The 18,481-nt window shown below is 72.8% G+C and carries 15 protein-coding genes; 6 read left to right on the top strand and 9 right to left on the bottom strand.

Annotated features, from left to right (window positions below):
• Positions 1-19: 19 nt before the first annotated feature.
• From AB0J36_RS04875 to AB0J36_RS04890, 4 genes are all read right to left on the bottom strand, one after another.
• Positions 20-1,357: a biotin carboxylase N-terminal domain-containing protein gene (locus AB0J36_RS04875; RefSeq protein ID WP_363660115.1), complete on the bottom strand. Its 1,338-nt coding sequence runs from the start codon at positions 1,355-1,357 to the stop codon at positions 20-22.
• Between the two features lie 71 nt (positions 1,358-1,428).
• On the bottom strand, positions 1,429-2,028 hold the full coding sequence (locus AB0J36_RS04880) for a TetR/AcrR family transcriptional regulator (RefSeq protein WP_355048539.1): 600 nt from the start codon (positions 2,026-2,028) through the stop codon (positions 1,429-1,431).
• 66 nt (positions 2,029-2,094) lie between these two features.
• Positions 2,095-4,962 (bottom strand): hypothetical protein, encoded by a 2,868-nt coding sequence (locus AB0J36_RS04885; RefSeq protein WP_363660116.1) that lies wholly within the window; start codon positions 4,960-4,962, stop codon positions 2,095-2,097.
• The gene (locus AB0J36_RS04890) at positions 4,959-6,752 is read right to left on the bottom strand and encodes an HSP90 family protein (protein ID WP_363660132.1); all 1,794 of its coding nucleotides are present in this window, start codon (positions 6,750-6,752) and stop codon (positions 4,959-4,961) included. The genes AB0J36_RS04885 and AB0J36_RS04890 overlap by 4 nt, the downstream gene beginning before the upstream one ends.
• 121 nt (positions 6,753-6,873) lie before the next feature.
• Here AB0J36_RS04890 and AB0J36_RS04895 point away from each other — a divergent pair, with 121 nt between their 5' ends.
• The 3 genes from AB0J36_RS04895 to AB0J36_RS04905 are packed head-to-tail and all read left to right on the top strand — an operon-like array spanning position 6,874 to position 9,858.
• On the top strand, positions 6,874-8,115 hold the full coding sequence (locus tag AB0J36_RS04895) for an MFS transporter (RefSeq protein WP_357392206.1): 1,242 nt from the start codon (positions 6,874-6,876) through the stop codon (positions 8,113-8,115).
• Between the two features lie 31 nt (positions 8,116-8,146).
• A complete protein-coding gene (locus AB0J36_RS04900) occupies positions 8,147-8,683 on the top strand; it encodes a SigE family RNA polymerase sigma factor (protein ID WP_357129372.1) in 537 nt (178 codons plus the stop codon).
• A complete protein-coding gene (locus tag AB0J36_RS04905) occupies positions 8,680-9,858 on the top strand; it encodes a hypothetical protein (RefSeq protein WP_357129369.1) in 1,179 nt (392 codons plus the stop codon). Before AB0J36_RS04900 ends, AB0J36_RS04905 begins: the two co-directional genes overlap by 4 nt.
• Before the next feature lie 94 nt (positions 9,859-9,952).
• Here AB0J36_RS04905 and AB0J36_RS04910 read toward each other — a convergent pair whose 3' ends face one another.
• From AB0J36_RS04910 to AB0J36_RS04920, 3 genes are all read right to left on the bottom strand, one after another.
• On the bottom strand, positions 9,953-10,855 hold the full coding sequence (locus AB0J36_RS04910; protein WP_357129366.1) for a sulfurtransferase: 903 nt from the start codon (positions 10,853-10,855) through the stop codon (positions 9,953-9,955).
• Positions 10,856-10,941: 86 nt separating this feature from the next.
• Positions 10,942-11,388, bottom strand: a complete 447-nt coding sequence (locus tag AB0J36_RS04915; RefSeq protein WP_357171730.1) for a hypothetical protein — start codon at positions 11,386-11,388, stop codon at positions 10,942-10,944.
• Between the two features lie 3 nt (positions 11,389-11,391).
• Entirely contained in the window at positions 11,392-12,159 is a 768-nt protein-coding gene (locus AB0J36_RS04920) for an SGNH/GDSL hydrolase family protein (protein ID WP_357171732.1), read from the bottom strand.
• A 343-nt stretch (positions 12,160-12,502) separates the two neighbouring features.
• Here AB0J36_RS04920 and AB0J36_RS04925 point away from each other — a divergent pair, with 343 nt between their 5' ends.
• Positions 12,503-13,642 (top strand): transporter substrate-binding domain-containing protein, encoded by a 1,140-nt coding sequence (locus tag AB0J36_RS04925; RefSeq protein ID WP_357129357.1) that lies wholly within the window; start codon positions 12,503-12,505, stop codon positions 13,640-13,642.
• Positions 13,606-14,700, top strand: coding sequence for a hypothetical protein (locus AB0J36_RS04930; RefSeq protein ID WP_357129354.1), 1,095 nt, complete (start codon positions 13,606-13,608; stop codon positions 14,698-14,700). The genes AB0J36_RS04925 and AB0J36_RS04930 overlap by 37 nt, the downstream gene beginning before the upstream one ends.
• Before the next feature lie 110 nt (positions 14,701-14,810).
• On the opposite strand, the gene AB0J36_RS04935 is transcribed toward AB0J36_RS04930, so the two are convergent.
• Both AB0J36_RS04935 and AB0J36_RS04940 read right to left on the bottom strand, forming a co-directional pair.
• Positions 14,811-15,980 carry a hypothetical protein gene (locus tag AB0J36_RS04935; RefSeq protein WP_357129351.1) on the bottom strand — a complete coding sequence of 390 codons (1,170 nt, stop codon included), beginning with the start codon at positions 15,978-15,980 and terminating at the stop codon, positions 14,811-14,813.
• Positions 15,977-16,507, bottom strand: a complete 531-nt coding sequence (locus AB0J36_RS04940) for a SigE family RNA polymerase sigma factor (protein WP_357129348.1) — start codon at positions 16,505-16,507, stop codon at positions 15,977-15,979. The genes AB0J36_RS04935 and AB0J36_RS04940 overlap by 4 nt, the downstream gene beginning before the upstream one ends.
• Before the next feature lie 182 nt (positions 16,508-16,689).
• Between AB0J36_RS04940 and AB0J36_RS04945 the strand changes: the two genes are divergently transcribed.
• Positions 16,690-18,459, top strand: coding sequence for a proline--tRNA ligase (locus AB0J36_RS04945; protein WP_363660117.1), 1,770 nt, complete (start codon positions 16,690-16,692; stop codon positions 18,457-18,459).
• The last annotated feature ends 22 nt before the right edge of the window (positions 18,460-18,481 follow it).

Raw genomic sequence — 18,481 nt, forward strand, 5'->3', positions numbered from 1 at the left:
GGTAGGGGATCGGAACAGGTCAGCGCATGCGGGGGACGATTCCTGTGTCGTAGGCGCCGGAGCGGAACTCCTCGTTGCCCAGCAGCTCGGCGAAGAACGGGACGTTGTTCTTCGGGCCCTCGATCTGGAAGGCGGCCACCGCTTCCTGCGCGCGTTCTAGCACCTCGTCGCGGGTCGCGCCGGTGACGATCAGCTTGGCCAGCAGGCTGTCGTAGAACGGCGTGACCGTGTTGCCCCCGGTGTAGCCGGAGTCCACCCGGACACCCTCGCCGGTCGGTTCCACCCACGTCCGGATCACGCCGGGGCCGGGCAGGAACCGCTTCGGGTCCTCGGCGTTGATCCGCATCTCGATGGCGTGCCCGCTCGGCGCGAGCGCGTCCGGGTCGAACGTCGGCGCCAGCCCGGACGCCACCCGCAACTGCTCCTCGACCAGGTCGATCCCGTAGACGTACTCGGTCACCGGGTGTTCCACCTGAAGGCGCGTGTTCATCTCGAGGAAGAAAAAATCCCCGGAAGTGGGGTCCAACAGGCATTCCACCGTGCCCGCGTTGCGGTAACCCACGGCCTCGCCGGCCCGGACGGCCGCCGCCAGGAGGCGCGCTCGCAGTTCCGGCGAGACCGCCGGCGACGGGGATTCCTCGACGAGCTTCTGGTTGCGTCGCTGCACCGAGCACTCCCGCTCGCCGAGCGCCACCACCCGACCGTCGGCCAGGCCGAGGATCTGCACCTCGACGTGCCGCACCCGGGGGAAGTACCGCTCGATCAGCACCGATCCGTCACCGAACATCCGCTCGGCGAAGGCGCGCACCTTGTCGTACTCGGTGCGCAACGCGGCCTCGTCGACGGCCACGCCCATGCCCATGCCGCCGCCACCGGCGGCGGCCTTGACCATCACCGGGTAGCCGATCTCGGCGGCGGCCGTCACGGCCGCGTCCAGGTCAGCGGCCGGATCGGTGGTGCCGGGCGCGACCGGCACGCCGGCCGCCGCCATCAGGTTCCGCGCATTGATCTTGTCGCCCATCGCGCTGATCGCGTCCGCGCCGGGTCCGACCCAGACCAGCCCGCTGGCCTCGACGGTACGAGCGAACTCCGCGTTCTCCGACAGGAAGCCGTAGCCGGGGTGGATGGCCTGCGCGCCGGTCGACTTGGCGGCGGCGAGGATCGCCTCGACGTTGCGGTAGCTCTGCGCCGGATTCGGCGGGCCGATGAGGACCGCCTCGTCCGCCTCGGTGACGAACGGCAGGTCGGCGTCCGCCTCCGAGTACACCGCGATCGCGCGGATGCCGAGCCGCTTGGCGGTCCGGATGACCCGGCGGGCGATCTCGCCCCGATTGGCGACCAGCAGTGACTCGATCATGTTTCCTCCCGGCGTCCGGATGTTGGGACGATGTCAGGGAATCATGACCGGCGTACTTCTGACGAGTCGGCTCAGGCGAGCAGCGCGGCCAGGGTCGCTCCACGCAACAGCTCGGCCCGACGTCGGCGGTCCACCTCGCCGCCGAGGAACGGAGTCGAGTTCATCAGGCCGAACGCCGCGTGCGCGAGCACCCGAGCCTCGCCGTCGGGCATGCCCGGGTGCAGCGCCGTGAGCACCGTCACCCACTCCTCGACGTACATCCGTTGCAGCCGGCGGATCCGTCGCCGCGGCTCCTCCGGCAGGCGGTCCAACTCGTGCAGGTGCAGCGCGATCACGGCCGGGTTGGCCAGCGCGAACTCGACGTGGAAGTCGATCAGGGACTCCAGCACGCCGCGCGGGTCGTCCGGGTGCCCGGCGGCGCGTTCCCGCCCGCCGGCCAGCAGCCCCTCGCTGACCGGAATCAGCGCCGCGGCCAGCATCGCCTCCTTGCCGGCGAAGTGGTGATAGAGCGCCGGACCGGTCACCCCGGCTGCCGCGCCGATGTCGTCCATCGACACGCCGTGGTAGCCGCGGGCGGCGAACAGACCGACCGCGATCTCCAGGATCTCGTCCTTGCGGGACCGGCGCCGGCCCGTACCCGCCGCCCCCCGTGCCTGCTGCTCCACCGTCACCGGGCAAGCGTAGACCGCGAGCCGGACACCGTGGGGCGACGGATACCGGTCGGCGGCCCGCAGCGGTCAGTCGTCCGGGTCGAGGTCGTGCTCCTGTCGCAGGGCGGCCGCCTCGGCGGGCCGGTCGAGCAGGTCCAACGCGCGGGCCAGCAACCACGCGGTCTGGCGGACCGGCCGCGATCCGGCCGGCAACCCACCGAGTACGCGCCGCAACAGCGGCTCCGCCTCGACCGGCCGGTCCAGTCGGAGCAGCAGCTCACCCACGAGGACCTCCACCTGGGCCGCCTCACCGAACGCCTCGATCGACCGCAGTCGGTCGGGCACCCCGGCGAGCCGTGCCAGCGCCTCGTCCGCCCGGCCCTCCCCGGTCAGCACCCGCGCGCCCGTCTCGGCCATCATCGCCAGCTCGTACGTCACCGGTGGCGGCGGCTCCGGCTGCCCGGCCAACACCGCCGCCAACCCGTCCGCCAGTTCGACGACCCGGACCGCCTCCGGCAGGTTGTCGGACCAGAACCAGGCGTACGCCTCCCGGCGACGGGCGCGCAGCTCGTCCAACGGCAGATCGGCGAGCCGGTACGCCGTGGCGGCGGCGGTGAACCGCTCGGCGGCCGCGGCGTCCCGGTCGGCGTCGTACAGGATCCCGCCGGCCTCCTCCAGCACCTGGGCCCGGATGGGCAGGTTGTCCGGGCCGTCCAGGTTGACGGACAACTGCTCCAGCAGAGCCAACGCGGGGTCGATCTCGCCGAGCCCGCCGTACACCCCGGCCAGCAGGTGCCGGCAGCGGTCGGCCTCCGCCTGGGCGCCCAGGCGGTCCAGGCCGAGCACGGCCTCCTCGGCGACCTCGGCCGCCTCGGCGAGCCGACCCACCACCCGGTACGCGTTCGCCAGCTCCCAGCGCAGGAACGCGTCCCCCTCGGCGTCACGCTCCACGCAGAGCGTCACCGCCTCGACGAAGTCGTCCACCGCGTCGGCGGCCCGGCCGGCGGAGAGCAGTGCCCGCGCGCGGGCGACCCGGACGGGCAGCTCCGCGTCCCCCGGCGCCACCCGCAGCGCCTCGTCGCAGGCGGCCACCGCCTCCGCCGGATCGTCGACGGTCCGGGCGCAGGCCAGGCAGGCGGCCGTGATCAGCTCGTCGACGCCCAGCTCACGGGCCATCCGGCGGGCCTGGACGGCGGCGGCAAGGGCCTCGTCGACGCGGTCGGACCCCTCCAGCAGATGTGCCCGGTGCAGCGCGATCCGGGCCGCCAGGTGCTCATCGCCACCGGCGTCGGCAGGTATCCGGGAAAGGGCCGCCAGGGCGTCCGCCCAGCGTTGCCGGTGCAGCAGCGCCAACGCCAGCCGGTCGTAACCGGCGGCGCGCTGCCGGGGGTCACCGAGTCGATCCAGCGCCTCGGCGGCCTCCCGGGCCAGCGTCAGCCCCTCCTCGGCGTGCTCGTCGGCGCGGGTCAGCAGCACACCCAGCCGCCCCGCGACCACCTGGGCGGGCAGCTCCTCACCCGCCGAGCGGTACAGGTCCAACGCCGCCCGGTTCAGCTCGACCGCACCCTCGACGTCGTCCTCGTCGCCCCGCTCGGCCGCCCGCAGCGCCAGTCGGTGCGCGACCGTACGCGGTGGCAGGTCGGCGGCGTCGAACCGGTCGTCGTACGCGGCCAGCGCCGCCCGGAAGGTGGCCCGGTCGTGCTGGCCCCAGCTCTTCTCGGCGACGGTCAGCAGCTCGTCGGCGTCGGCGGGTAGAGCCACGGTGGACACCTCGACGGGTGCCCGGCCGGGCCGTTCGGACGCGGGCGTCGCACCGCCGGCCAGCGCGTCCCCACCGGTTCGGGCCGAACGGCGACGAACGCTCGCGGACAGCGGCAGGTGCTCACCACCGGGTCGTACGGCGAGCCGACGGGCGATCCACTCCGACTGGTGGGTGGTGCCGTTGCGGGCGTCGAAGCGGGCGGCCAGCTCGGTCGCCCTGTCGGCCAGCTCGGCGGCCAGCGCCGACGCCGGCACCTCGGCCGCCGGCCGCCCCGCGGCGGCCCGACGGTACACGGTGGCGAGACCGGCCTGGCGCAGCGCGGCGGCGGCGGTCGCCGCGAAGTGCATGGCGGCGGCCGGCGACGGCGGTCGGTCCAGCCAGTCCAGGTGCCGCTCGACCAGCTCGACCGCCCGCGCCTCGTTGCCGGTGAGCGTGCAGAACTCGACGTGGTCGCCGATGTCCCACAGGTCCGCGAGGCTGCCGCGCAGCTTGCGGTACGCCTCACGGTGCGCGTCGCGCGCCGACTCACCCCGACCGGTGCGCAGGTACGGCAGCAGAAGCGCCGTGAGGATCGCCTGCGGCTGCTCGGTGCACGTGAGCCGACCGGCGAGCACCGGCTCGGCGAGGGCCACCGCCTCGGCGTCCCGACCGGTGGCGGCGAGGTAGCCCACCTGGCTCGTCGGGTCACAACCCGCACAGTCGGACAGTTCGTCACGGGGCGCCGTCTGCCACAGCCGGTACCAGTGCGCGGCCGCCTCGGCGTCACCCACGTGGTCGGCGACCCGGAACCGGTGCTTGTGGACGGTCTGCAGGCTGTGCCCGCCGGCCCGGTAGTGCCGCTCCATGTCGTCGAGCACGGCGTACGTGCGGTCCAGTGGCACCTCGGGGAACTCCAGCAGACCCGACACCATGTACTTGAAGTGCCACAGCATCTGGTGCAGGTGCTGCTGGTGGTAGGGCTGCGGGTCTCGGTCGAACTCGGACAGGCACCAGGAGAACGTGACGAACGACTTCGCCGGCTCGCCTCCGTAGACGTACCCGGTCGTCGCCTGCATCCGGGTCACATAGGCGAGGTGCCGGTCGTCGGTGGCGTCCACCCGGCGCAGCAACTGCTCCAACGCGGCGATCTGCCCCGCCCCGTACGGCATGTCGGCGATGCCGCGCAGCACCCGCCACAGGTCCTCGTCGCTCATGCCTGCTCCCGTCCCGGTACGGCCCGGCCGAGCAGGCCGAGGAAGGCGTCGTTCAGCAGCGCGGCGTCGGCCGCGCGGACCGGGTGGTGCCCGAGCAGCAGCGCCTGCCCGTACAGCGCCTCGACGGCGAGCCCGACCAGCTCCGGGTCGCCCAGCATCGTGACCCGTCGCACCAGCGGGTTGCGGTGGTTGAGCACCAGTTGCGGGCGGTCCGGTGGGGCGGTGGCGGCGAGCGCGTCGAGCACCCCACCCCACAGCTCGTCGGCCCGGTCGCGGCTGGCGGCGAGCTGGTCGTTGAATGCCGCCGACCGGCTCACCAGGTAGAGCGCGGGCAGCGAGACCGGGTCGTACGCCCGGATGACCACCTCGCAGCCGGAACGCTCGACGGCCCGCTGCGCGGCGGTGAGGAACGGCCGCAGCGCCAGTTCCACGGACGGGTCGAGGGCCTCGAACCGGGTGGTGAGGTCACTCGGCTCGAGCCGTTCGATCAGCACCGAGCGGTCCACCGCCGGCAGCCGCTCGATCAGCTCGGTGTCGTACGTGTAACCGGCGTTGACGACGGCCAGGTCCTGCGCGGCGGCCACCGCGGCGAGCTGGCGGAACTCGTCGAGGCTGGCCGCGTAGCGGACCACCCCGTGGCGTTCCCGGAACTCGGCGAGGGTGAGCGTGCCGACGTTGGTGTCCATCGGCCACCACCTGTCGACCAGCCGGAGCATGTCGTCGTCGTGCAGGGCCAGCGCCTTCACGCCGAGGTGGTGCACCTGGAGGAACTGGGCCAACCGGTGCGGGTCGTGTCGCGACAGCCGGACCAGCCAGCCACGTACCTGGTCGCCGAGCGCCTCCCGGGTCGCGGTCAGCAGGGTGTCCTCGTACAGGGCCTCCCGGCTGGCCGTCGGACGCAACTCGGTCGCGTCGACGACGCAGTGCGCGAAGAACGCCCAGTCCGGCAGCAGGCCGTCGGCGTTCTCGGTGAGCAGCATCCGCTTGAGGTAGACGCGGTGCCCGGCACGGGCCACCGGGTTCACCGGGGTCGGCAGGATGACGGCGACACCGGTCAGCCCGGCCTCGGGGACGCTCAGCGGCAGCACGTCGAACGGGTCCACCCCGAGCGTGTCGCGGGCGTACGCGATCAGCGCCGCCCGGTCGACCGGCGTGCCCGGCGTCGTCGGCCAGGGCGGTTCACCGACGGTGGTGACCACGTCGCCGACCCGGACGGTGACCGGCAGCAACGCGCCGAAGAGCCGCGCCAGGTCGACGACGGTCGGGGTGCTGAACCACTGGTCGGCATCACGGCGGGGCACCAGCGTCACGGTGGTGCCCACGTCGGCGCGGGCCTCCTCCGGCGGCGCGACCGTCACCGCGTACCGGCCGTCGGCGTATCCGGTCCACCGGACGGTGGGATCGTCGCCGTGGCGGGTGAGCACCTGGATCTCGTCGGCCACCAGGAAGCAGGAGAGCAGGCCGATGCCGAACTGGCCGAGGAACTCGTGCCGGGAGAAGCCCAACTCGTCACGCTTGGAGCTGCGGCCGATGGTCGCCAGCAGCTCGTGTACCTGCGCCTCGGTCAGGCCCACGCCGGTGTCGTGCACCCGGAGGGTGCCGTCTCCGGTGATCTCCGGGGGTTCGATCCGGACCAGCGCCGGCGCGTCCGGCTCGGTGGCACGCCGGGCGGTGATCGCGTCCACGGCGTTCTGGAGCAGCTCTCGGACGTAGACCCGAGGGCTGCCGTAGAGGTGATGGCTGAGCAGGTCGACCACGCCACGCAGGTCGACCTGGAAGGTGTGGTCCACGCCTGTGTTCTCCCCGGTCCCGATGCCGGCGCTCACCGTACCCAAGATCACCGGCGGCCCGCGTCCCCCTTTCGCCCGGCGGCTTGACCCTCGACCCGGTCGAACCGGCACGGTCGGCGGCATGACCTCCTCCGTTCTGGGCCGGGACTTCCGGCTGCTCTGGTCCGCCGCCGTGGCGTCCCGCTTCGGGGACGCGCTGCGGACGCCGGCGCTGGCGCTGCTGGCGGCCACGCTGACCCGCGACCCCCGGGTCATCGCCGCGGTCACCGTGGCCGCGCAGATACCGCCGCTGCTCTTCGGCCTGCTCGGCGGGGTGTACGCGGACCGCTGGGACCGCCGCCGGACGATGGCCGGCATCGACGGGGCACGCGCCGCAGTGGTGGCGGCGGTGGCCGTGGCGGTGGCCGTCGACCGGGCCGGCATCGGGCTCCTGCTGGTGGCGGCGTTCCTGCTCGCCGCGCTGGGAACGCTCTTCGACGCCGCCTCCTTCGCGATGCTCCCGGCCCTGGTGCCGCCGACCGCGCTGCCCCGGGCGAACGGTCGCCTCCAGGCCGGCTCGGCGGTGGCCGGGGGTTTCCTCGGCGCTCCCGCCGCCGGTGTCCTGTTCGCCGCCGCTCCCGCCCTCCCGTTCGCTCTCGACGCCGTCACCTTCGCGGTGGCCGCCCTGCTCGTGATCGCCCTCACCGCTCCGGCCGCCGTACCCGCCACGCCGGCGACCGGGCGCGCGTCGGTGTGGGGCGACGTCGTCGAGGGAGTGCGGTGGCTGCGCGCGCACCGGACCATGTGGCGGGTCACCCTGCTCGCCGCGGCGAGCAACCTGGCGATCTCCGGCCTGATGGCGGTGCTGGTGCTCTACGCGCTGGACGTGTTGCGGATACCGCCGGCCGGGTACGGGCTGTTCGCCGCGTCGGTGATCCTCGGCGGGGTCGCCGGGGCGCTGGCATCGGACCGGCTCGCCGCCCGGCTCGGCACCGTACCCGCGCTGGGTGCGGTTCTCGCCACGCAGACCGTGGCGCTGACCGGTTTCGCGCTGGCCCGGCATCCGGTGCCGGGCGGGTTCGCGCTTGCCGTCTTCGCCGCCGGGACGGTGGTGTGGAACAGCCTGTGGGCGTCGTACGGTCAGCGGGAGGTGCCGTCGAGGCTGCTCGGTCGGGTCGGCGCCGCCCAGCGGATGATCGGTCTGCTCACCGCGCCGGTCGGCGCGGGGCTGGCCGGGCTGGTCGCCGCCGCCCATGGGACGGTCCCGGTGGTGGGCGCGGCGGCGGGCGTCTTCGCGCTGGTGACGGTGGTGGCGTGGCGGATCCTGCGACCGGCCGGAAAATCGGTCCAACCTTTTCCGCCCTCCCGTGCGTCTGTCGGGTGACGCGCACCGCGGGCGGCCGGAAGGGGTGCGGATGGGATCGACGGCGGACGACGGCCGCGACGGCTACCTCGCGTTCGTGGAAGGCAACCAGCACCGGCTCCTGCGCGCGGCCTTCCTGATCTGTGGCAACCGGCACCAGGCCGAGGACCTTCTCCAGGACGCCCTGCTGAAGCTGGCGCTGCGCTGGACCTCGGTCCGCGACGGCGATCCCGCCGCGTACGTGCGGGCCATCCTCTACCGCGACGCGGTGTCCTGGTGGCGACGTCGTCGCCGGGAGTGGCTCAGCGCCACGCCGCCGGAGCGGGCCGCGCCGGACCGGGACGGCGCGCTGCGGCTGACCCTGCACGACGCGCTGGGGACGCTGCCGCCGCGGCAGCGGGCCGTGCTGGTGCTGCGTTACTACGAGGACCTGACCGAGGTCGCCACGGCCGAGGCGCTCGGGGTGACCGTCGGCACCGTGAAGAGCCAGTGCCACCTGGCGCTGCGGCGGCTCCGGGAGGTTGCTCCCGCCCTCACCGGGGACGACCGACCGGGTCGGGGCGCCAACGGTGTGGAGGTGAACCAGTGAACGAGCAAGACCTGCGCGACCTGTTCACCGTCACCGTGCAGGACGTGCTGCCCAGCGCACCGGCGTCGGACGGCTGGGATCGGGCGCGACGTACCCGACGTACCCGACGGGCCGTCGGCGCGGTCGTCGTGGCCGTGGCGTTGGCCGGCGGCGCGGCGGTCGCCCTGCGACCGTCCCCCGATCCACGCCTGGCCCATCCGGTGGCGCCGACCGTCGCGCCCACCCACGCCGATCCCGTGCAGCGCCCGCCCGCCAAGCTGACGTACCCACCCGATCCGCTGAGCCGGATCAGCGGCCCGCCGACCGTGGCGCTGTCCGCCCGACCGGTCCAGCGGGCGCTGGCGCTGTTCCAGCCGCTGAGCGAGGAGGGTCAACCGGACGGTGTGATCCGGATCCTCGGCGACGACGGCGTGGTCCGCAGTCTGGACGTGGTGACGCCGGCACCCACCTGGGATGAGAGCGGCAACGAGGCGACAGCGGTCAAGCCGGGAGTCCTGTCGCCGGACGGTCGGTGGGCAGCTTTCGCGCAGACCAACGAGCTGATCATGGTCGACCTCACCACGGCGGGCGTACGTCGCATCCCCCTCGAGGGCTACCTGGAGTTGGTGGTGTGGGCGCACGACCGGGTGCTGGTCGGCGGCGACGACCGGACGTACGTGGTGCAGCGGGACACCGAGGCGGCCAGCACCACCGACCTGTCGGCCTGGCATGTGGTCACGCCCGATCCGGAGGCCGGTCGCGGGGCGGCTCTGCTCGAGCTGGTCGGCGAGCGCGGTGGCCTGAAGCTGCAGAGCCGGACGGCCCTCGACGGCCCGGTCCGCTCCGAACAGCCGATCACCGTGGACTCGCTTCCGCCGCCCTATCAGGTGAACGAGTTCTACGGCCGGGGTTGGCTGCACGGGGGCCGGTTGGCCAGCGCCGCGTGGATCGTCAACGCCCACATCAGCGGCGCGGAGGGGGTGGCCGTGCTGGACTCGCGCACCGGCTCGGTGACCCACCTGCTCGACCTCGGGCGGGACCGCGCCAAGGGCTGCTGCCCTGTGTTGGGCTGGGACAACAAGGGCGCGGTGCTGCTGCGCCTGGAACCGGCCGCCCTGGCGCGCTGGGACCCGGAGACCGGCGAGATCACCGGGATCATCGCCGAGCTGCGCGGCGTGCTGGCGCTGGCCGGCTGAGCAGCGGAGTGCTGGCGCTGGCCGGCGGAAGAGCGGGCGTGCTGGTACTGGCCGGCTGAGCAGCGTGGCGTGCTCAGCCGGCCGAGCTTGCGTCTCAGGCGGCGATGCCGCCGGGCTGGTCGCCCTTCACCACCGGCGCCCGGACCAGGTTGCCCCACTCCGTCCACGAGCCGTCGTAGTTGCGCACCTGCGGGTAGCCGAGCAGGTGCCGCAGCACGAACCAGGTGTGGCTGGACCGCTCGCCGATCCGGCAGTACGCGATCACGTCGTCGTCCGGGCTGAGCCCGAGCTGGTCGGCGTAGATCGCCTTCAGCTCGTCGGCGGACTTGAACGTCCCGTCCTCGTTCGCGGCGGACTTCCACGGCTTGTTGACCGCGCCCGGGATGTGCCCACCCCGCAGCGCGCCCTCCTGCGGGTAGTCCGGCATATGCAGCATCTCGCCGGTGTACTCGCCCGGGGACCGGACGTCGACCAGCGGCCGGCCCACCGCGATGTGGGCCATCACCTGCTCGCGGAACGCGCGCAGCGGCGCGTCGTCCCGCAGCGGCACCGGGTAGTCGGCGCGGGGCCGGGCCGGCTTGTCGCGGGTCAGCTCTCGCCCCTCGGCGACCCACTTCTGCCGGCCGCCGTCGAGCAGCCGCACGTCGGCGTGGCCGAAGAGCGAGAAGACCCAGAGGGCGTACGCGGCCCACCAGTTGAAGTTGTCGCCGTAGAAGACGACGGTGTCGCCCCGACCGATGCCCTTCGCGGCGCACATCTCGGCGAAGCTGGTCGCGTCGAGATAGTCCCGGGTGACCTGGTCGTTCAGGTCGAGGTGCCAGTCGACCTTGACGGCGCCGGGGAGGTGACCGGATTCGTAGAGCAGGACGTCCTCGTCGGACTCGACCACGACGAGGCCCTCGTCGCCCAGGTGCTCGGCCAACCAGTCGGTGGTGACCAGCCGCCGCGGGTCGGCGTACGACTGGAGGCGGGGATCAGGATCGTTCGGCACAGACATGAGCCCCAAGGTACGCCGCGACACCGCCGGGCGGTCCGCCATCGGGGATCGGGGGGGTCAGGGGTGTCGCAGCTAACGCCGCGCGTTCAGGCGCGTCGGTGCACGATCCGGCCGGCGACCACGGTCGCGAGGCAGGTTCCGTCGACGTCGTGCACCGACAGGTCCGCCCGACCACCGGTCACCAGGGTCGGTGCCACTGGTCCGGCCAGCACCAGCAGGTCACTGCGGTCGACGGCGCCCCGTAGTGCCGGATCGGCCAGACGGTCGGCCAGTACCGCCGTCACTCCGGTACGCAGCAGCGCGTGCACCCGCTCGCGCGGGGTGGGCGCTGCCGGCAAGGGCTCGGCCCACAGCCGGCCCGGCCCCAGCGTGCCGGGCCAGCGACGGACCCGTACCTCCGGGTGGGCCTCGGTCAACTCGGCCAGCGAGCCGACCGCCTCGATACGGTCGCCGCTGACCAGCACGCCGTGCTCCGGCACCGGCTCGCCGTCCCGTTCGCGGCGCAGCAGCGGCGCGGTGTGCAACGTGCGCACGTTTCAGTCGACGATCGGCCCGAGCAGCGGGCGCTTCGCGGTCACCGTGTCGCCGGACGACCGGCCGGTGAGCCGCCGCTTGATCCACGGGGCCAGGTACTGCCCGGCCCAGCGCAGGTCGGACGCACGCGCGGCGAGCCACGGCGACGGCGCCGGGTGCGGCGGGACCAGCAGCCACTCCTCGTCACAGCCCACGCCGAGCGCGTTCAACACCTGCCCGGCGACCCGTCGGTGACCGGCCGGGGAGAGGTGCAGCCGGTCGGTGCTCCACAGCATCGGGTTGAGGAACGTGTCGTCGGCGTACAGGTCGACCAGGATCGCGCCGTGCCGCGCGGCGGTCTCGCCGACCGCCTGGTTGAGCAGTTGCACCCGGGGAGCGACGAGACGCTGGCCGGGCAGGCGTGCCATCACGTCCGCGAATCGGAAGAGCAGCACGTCCGCGCCGCCCGAGCGGAGCTGCCGGACGACATCGTCGAAGCGGGAGACCAGCGTCTCCGGATCGAAGGTGCGGCGCAGCACGTCGTTGCCGCCGGCCGCGAAGCTGATCAGGTCGGGCCTCATCGCCACCGCGGAGGGCACCTGCTCGGCGACCACGCTCGGGAAGAGCCGACCCCGGATGGCCAGGTTCGCGTACCGGAAGTCGGGGCCCGCCTCGGCGGCGAGCCGGGTCGCGACCAGGTCGGCCCAACCCCGGAAGGTGCCATCCGGGTACGCGTCGTCCATACCCTCGGTGAAGCTGTCCCCGACCGCGACAAAACTGCGCCAGCGCACCCGCGCCCCCTCACGCCACCCGTTGCCTGCGGCGACAGTCTTTCACCGCAGGCGCGTCGGCCGGTGCCCCGACCGGCCGACGTGGCGGAGGTCATGCGCGCGCCTCGATCGAGGGCCGTGCCTGAGCCCAGCGCCGGGCTCGACCGCCTTGATCGACACGAGGTCGCTGATTTGGGGTATCGGAGTCGAGTTGATACCCCGACTTCGGCGAACTCGTGTCGATCAACCGCAACTGCGGCCCGGGACGGTGTCGCCAATCCGGCGGATGTCGGGGTGCCCTCGCTCGCCAGCAGGCCCCACAATGGAGGGCCGGTCACCGGGCCGGGTAGCGGGGAGGGCCTAGTTGAGTCAGGCAAGCGAGCCGAGCCCCGCCGGGCCGGCACCGGCGGCGGACACACCGTCGCGCACCACGCGGACCCGTCAGATCCGACTCGTGGGGCTCGTCGTCGCGCTGGCCGTGCTGGCCGCCGCCCTGGTCCCGATCGTCCTCGCCATGGGTCCGCCGACCCGGGACGAGTTGCTGGAGGACGCGCACCTCAAGGGCAAGCAGCAGCTCATCATCGGAGTGAAGGACGACCAGCCGGGCATCTCACAGCGCCTTCCGAACAACGTCTGGAAGGGCTTCGACGTCGACATCGCGTACATGATCGCGAGCTATCTCGGCTTCGACCACTCGCAGGTGCGTTTCGTGCCGATCGAGAGCGAGGACCGGGCCCGCCGGCAGGCCCAGGACGGCGAGGGTTTCGTCACCGTCGACCTGGTCATCGCCTCGTACAGCATCAACGACAAGCGCCGGGAGGAGGGCGCGGTCTTCTCGGCCGCGTACCTGCATACCGAGCAGTCGGTGGTGACGTTGGAGGACTTCAAGGGCCAGGTGAGCAGCCTGGAGGACCTGCGCGGCCTGACCGTCTGCTCGCTGACGACCTCGACGTCCATCCAGCGCCTCGCCGAGGCCGGCGCGACGCCGGTGGGCCGGAACCGGATCAGCGAGTGCATCCAGGAGATGTACGACGGCAAGGTGCAGGCGGTCACCACCGACGCGGCGATCCTCGCCGGTTTCGTCACCGGTGACCGGCCGGGCGACGACGGCCAGCGGTTCACCGTGACCCTGAAGAACGTCAAACCGCTGCGGCACTGGGACATCGGCTCGTCGCCGCAGGAGCGGTGGGGCGTCAACACCGGCCCCAACAAGGCCCTGCTCGACCTGGTCGACCTGGCTCTCTACGAGTCGGCCAAGGACGAGGAGAACTCGGCCTGGGAGAACGCGTTCAACGCCAACCTCCGATGGCAGCAGGGATACAACCTCCCGCAGCCGGTCGCGGAGCAGCAGCAACCCGATCCGAGGAAGGTGGAGGTGCGACAGTGGCCGTGGGAGAGGATCGCCCTGCCGCCCCCGGCGCACCCCGGGTCGTCACCGGTTCACACTGGGCCGTTCGCCCGCGTCGGATGGCGGGGGCGCGGCAGGCGCAACAGTGGCTGCTGACCCTCCTACCCGCCTTCCCCGTCCTCCTGCTGGTGCTGCGGCTCTGGCAGCTCAGCCAGCAGGACATGTCCACGATGCTGCTGCTGGTCCAGTACGTCAGCCCGCTCGGCCTGCTCAGCGCCCTCCTGATCGCCCTGGTGTGGGCGTTCCCCGTCGTCGTGCTCACCTTCGGCGTCCTCGGTCGACTGCTCCGGCTCAGCGCTCCTGACCGGTTCGACCCGGAACGCTCACTGCTCGCCTCGGGGACGGCACGTACCCCCGGGTGGGTGATCAGCGCGGCGGTCGCGCTGGGGGCGCTCACCTGGCAGCTCCGCTTCCTACCGTCGCTGCTGATGCTCGGCCTCTGGCTGCTGGCGCTGCGGACCCGTTACCTGCACCCGGATCAGCCAATGCGCATCCTGTTCGTCAGCGTGGCCCTGCCGTTGGCGGCGGCGGTCCTGGCGTACAGCGTGCTCGGCCCGGCGATCTGGACGGCGTACCGGGAGGGCGAGCTGGCCACCGCCGCCCTGCTGGCGGTCCCGCCCGCCGCCACCCTGCTGCTCACCGGCCCGATCCCCGACTGGATCGCCCCGACGCTGACCCACGGCCTGGCGTTCACGGTCGCCGCCGTGCTCCCCGTGGTGATGGGCGCGGTCTTCCTCCGGGTGCCGGTGCTGCCCACCGCCGCGATCGAGGTGCTTCCGAAGCACACCACCGAGACGGCGACCCCGAGCCCGACCACGAGCCCGACGCCTGCCTCGACGTCCCCGGCGGCGAGCGCTGGCACCGCGGCCCGCGACGGTACGGCCGAGGGCGGCCGGGAGGTGGTGCTCGGGGCGCTCATCACGGTCACCGACACGTCGACGATCGTGCTGGACCGCACGGCCGCCGTGCGGTTCCTGCCCAACGACTGGGTCGAGTCGCAGGTCCTCTGCCCGCAGGCGGCGGCGGTGCCGTACAGCCTCGTATCGGTGGGCGGTTGGCCGGTGGAGGAGACCGCCCTGGACTGGATGATGCCCCGCCGGCCGGTGGTCGATCCGGACGTGCGCTGCGAGGGCCGCCTTCCCGGCACCGGATGACAGCGCGGAGAGGCAGCTCACCAGCCGTGATCAACGCCGTGACGACGACCGTCACGCGGACCTCAAAAGGGCGGGCCACCCGAGGATGACCCGCCCTTTCCCGCCCGTCGTCAGTTCACGACGGCGAGGATCCGAATGTCCTTCAGGCTGGCCGGTTCGGCGGTCTCGGCGATCTTCTTGCCGTTCTCGTCCACCAACAGCACGGCGTACCCGCTGCCGGACTGGACCCGCACGACCATCGAACCGTCAGTGCGGAAGAACACCTGCCGCGACTTTCGGCCCTCGAGTGGCAGTCGGATCTCCTCGCCCGTTCGGGTATCGCGCACCACGCCGACGTTCCCGTACTCGCTGCCGGGGTCGGGTTGGTACAGGGCGACGCGATCGCCATTCGGCGAGAGGCTGGTGACGTCCCCGTTTCGCCAGGTGCCCGTCGGGCCCAGCCCCGGCATGTCCCGCTTCCGGTTGCCGCTGCTGTCGAAGAGGGTCACACCACCATCGGTGTTGATCATCGCGATGACCTCGCCGTCAGACGACCAACGAGCACCACATCCCGTGTTCTTGTTGGCCCACCAGCGCACGGTCTTCTTGGGTGACTGCGTGTCCAGCACCCCAACCCGGCCAGGCCCAACCGTCGGATCCCACTCGCGGAACAGCAGGTACCGCCCATCCGGCGACCAGACCGGGTTGACGCAGGTCTGCTCGACCTCCTTGCGCATCTGCTGCCGGTCTGAGCCGTCGACGTTGGCCGTGTAGAGGTTGGTGTTGCCGTCGGCGTCGAGCTGCACCCAGGCAACCCGGTGCCCGTTCGGCGAGATGTTCGCGCGGATCGACGCCGCGGGGTCCGGCAGAGCCGCCAGTCGCACCACACTGTCCCCCGGGCGCCAGGACCGTAGATTCGCGTTCCTGGCGTCGACCCCCGAGGAGCGGCCGTAGAAGAGCTTCCCGAACTCTACGGCCGAGGCGTTCGTGCCGGACCCACTGCTGGGCGGCGGGCTGCCGGGGGCGTCGACGCTGACTGACGGCGTCGGGGCGGGCGACTGCCTCGGCGCTGCGGTGACCGACGGGCCGTCCGCGGGCAGCGGGTTCGGGGACTGGTCCGGCCGGATGGCGAACGCGGTGCCGGCCGCCGCCGCGATCAGCACCAGAGCAGCGGCCGAGGTGGCCACCGCGCGCTGGACGCCGAGCCGGCGGGACGTGCGCAGCGTACGGTCCCGCAGGTCGACCGAGGTGACCTCGTCGGCCAGGGCAGCCAGGTCGAGCCGGAGGCGCTCGTCGTTCATCGGTTGCTTCCTTCCAGGACGTACTGCTCGGCGAGCTCGGGTGCCACGGCGCGCAACCTGGCCAGGGACTTGGCCGTCTGGCTCTTCACGGTGCCGACCGTGACACCGAGCAGGTCGGCGGCCTCCGCCTCGGTGCGGTCCTCGAAGAACCGCAGCACCAGCACGGCACGTTGTTTCGGGGAGAGCTTCGCCAGCGCCGCCCGCAGGGTGAGTCGCAGGCTGGTCTGGTGGGCGTGGTCGGGGGTCGAGCCGCCTCCGCGTGGCTCGGGCAGGTCGCCCGGCATCGACTCGGGTATCCGACGGCGGCGCCACCAGGACACCTGCAGGTGGTACATGGTCTTGCGGGTGTACGCCTCGGCGTTGCCGCTGTGGTGCAGGCGGCTCCAGGAGCGGTGGGTCCGGGCCAACGCCGACTGGACGAGATCCTCGGCCAGGTGCTGGTCGCCGGTGAGCAGGTAGGCCGAGCGCAACAGCGCCGGGGTACGGGTACGGACGAACGAGTCGAACTCACTCAGCAGAGGGTCCACACGTGCCGATCCTTGGGGTAGTGGTGCGGGAGAGACATGATGCTTCTCCAGACGTCGCCCTGGGCAACGGTGGTTGCCGCCCGGACGGGTCAGTTTCGACGACCGCGACGAGACTGGCCGGCCGGTGGCGCGCTGGGCGAATTGGGTCGCCTGGACGATCAGCCCGGCCCTAGGCTGCGCGAATGCTGCTACGCATGTCGACCCTGTTGCTGCGGACCCTGCGCGAGGATCCGGCCGACGCGGAGGTGCCGAGCCATCGGCTGCTGCTGCGCGCCGGGTACATCCGCCGCGCCGCGCCGGGCGGCTACACGTGGCTGCCGCTGGGCAAGCTGGTGCTGGACCGGATCACCGAGGTGGTGCGCGCAGAGCTGAACGCGATCGGCGACCAGGAGGTGCACTTCCCGGCGCTGCTGCCCGCCGAGCCGTACCGCACCAGCGGCCGGTGGACGGAGTATGGCGACCTCCTCTTCACCCTCGCCGACCGGCGCGGCGCCGAGCACCTGCTGGCGCCCACCCACGAGGAGATGGCGGCGCTGCTGGTCAAGGACGTGTTCACCTCGTACCGGGACTTCCCGGTGACGCTCTACCAGGTGCAGACGAAGTTCCGCGACGAGGCGCGGCCCCGGGCCGGTGTGCTGCGCGGCCGGGAGTTCCTGATGAAGGACGCGTACTCCTTCGACCTGGACGAGGCGGGCCTGCGGGATGCGTACGCCCGGCACCGGGCGGCGTACCAGCGGATCTTCGATCGGCTGGGCCTGGACCACACGGTGGTGCACGCGATGTCCGGCGCGATGGGCGGCTCTGCGTCGGAGGAGTTCCTGGCCTCGACGCCGGTCGGCGAGGACACCTTCGTCGGCTGTACCGCCTGCGACTACGCGGCGAACACCGAGGCGGTCGTCACCCGCGCGCCCGCTGCGGGCGACCCCGACGCCAAGCCGGCGGCGCAGGTGCACGACACCCCGGAGACTCCGACGATCGCCAGCCTGGTCGAGCTGGCGAACAGCCGGCGGCTGGGTGACCGCGACGACTGGACCGCCGCCGAGACCCTGAAGAACGTCGTCCTGACCGTGCGTCAGCCCGGGGCGGACCGCGCCGAACCCCTGGTGGTCGGGCTGCCCGGGGACCGGGAGGTCGACCTGAAGCGGCTCGCCGCCGCGCTGGAGCCGGCGCAGGTGACGGTCTTCGAGGAGTGGGCCGACCATCCGGAGCTGGTACGCGGTTACCTCGGCCCGCAGGTGCTCGCCAAGCTGGGCATCCGCTACCTGGTCGATCCCCGGGTGGTGACCGGCTCGGCATGGCTGACGGGCGCGAACGAGCCGGGTCGGCACGCCACCGACGTGGTCTGCGGCCGGGACTTCACGCCCGACGGCACGATCGAGGCGGCCGAGGTACGTGCCGGCGACGCCTGCCCCGACTGCGCCGACGGCGAGCTGACCATCCGGCGGGGCATCGAGATCGGGCACATCTTCCAGCTCGGTCGCCGGTACACCGACGCGTTCGCCGTCGACGTGCTCGGGCCGGCCGGCAAGCCGGTCCGACCCACCATGGGTTGCTACGGCATCGGGATCTCCCGAGCGGTCGCGGCCATCGCCGAGCAGCACCACGACGAGCGTGGGCTGCGCTGGCCGGCGGCGGTCGCGCCGTGCGACGTACACCTGGTGGTGGCGGGCAAGGGCCCGCAGCTCGACGCGGCGCTGGACCTCGGCGGGCGGTTGGCCGCCGCCGGCGTGCGCGTGCTGGTCGACGACCGCACGCACGTCTCGGCCGGGGTGAAGTTCACCGACGCCGAGCTGATCGGCATCCCGCGCGCCGTCGTGGTCGGCCGCCGTCTGAGCGACGGGTACGTCGAGCTGCGCGAGCGGGCCGGTGACCGGCGGACGGAACTGCCGGTGGACGCCGTGGTGGAGCGGATCGTCGACGAGGTCGGCCGCGAGCGTGCGAACCTGGTGTAGCCGCCGCGTCACGGGGTAGTGC

It is taken from the genome of Micromonospora sp. NPDC049662 (genome assembly GCF_040675055.1).
Classification (GTDB): Bacteria; Actinomycetota; Actinomycetes; order Mycobacteriales; family Micromonosporaceae; genus Micromonospora.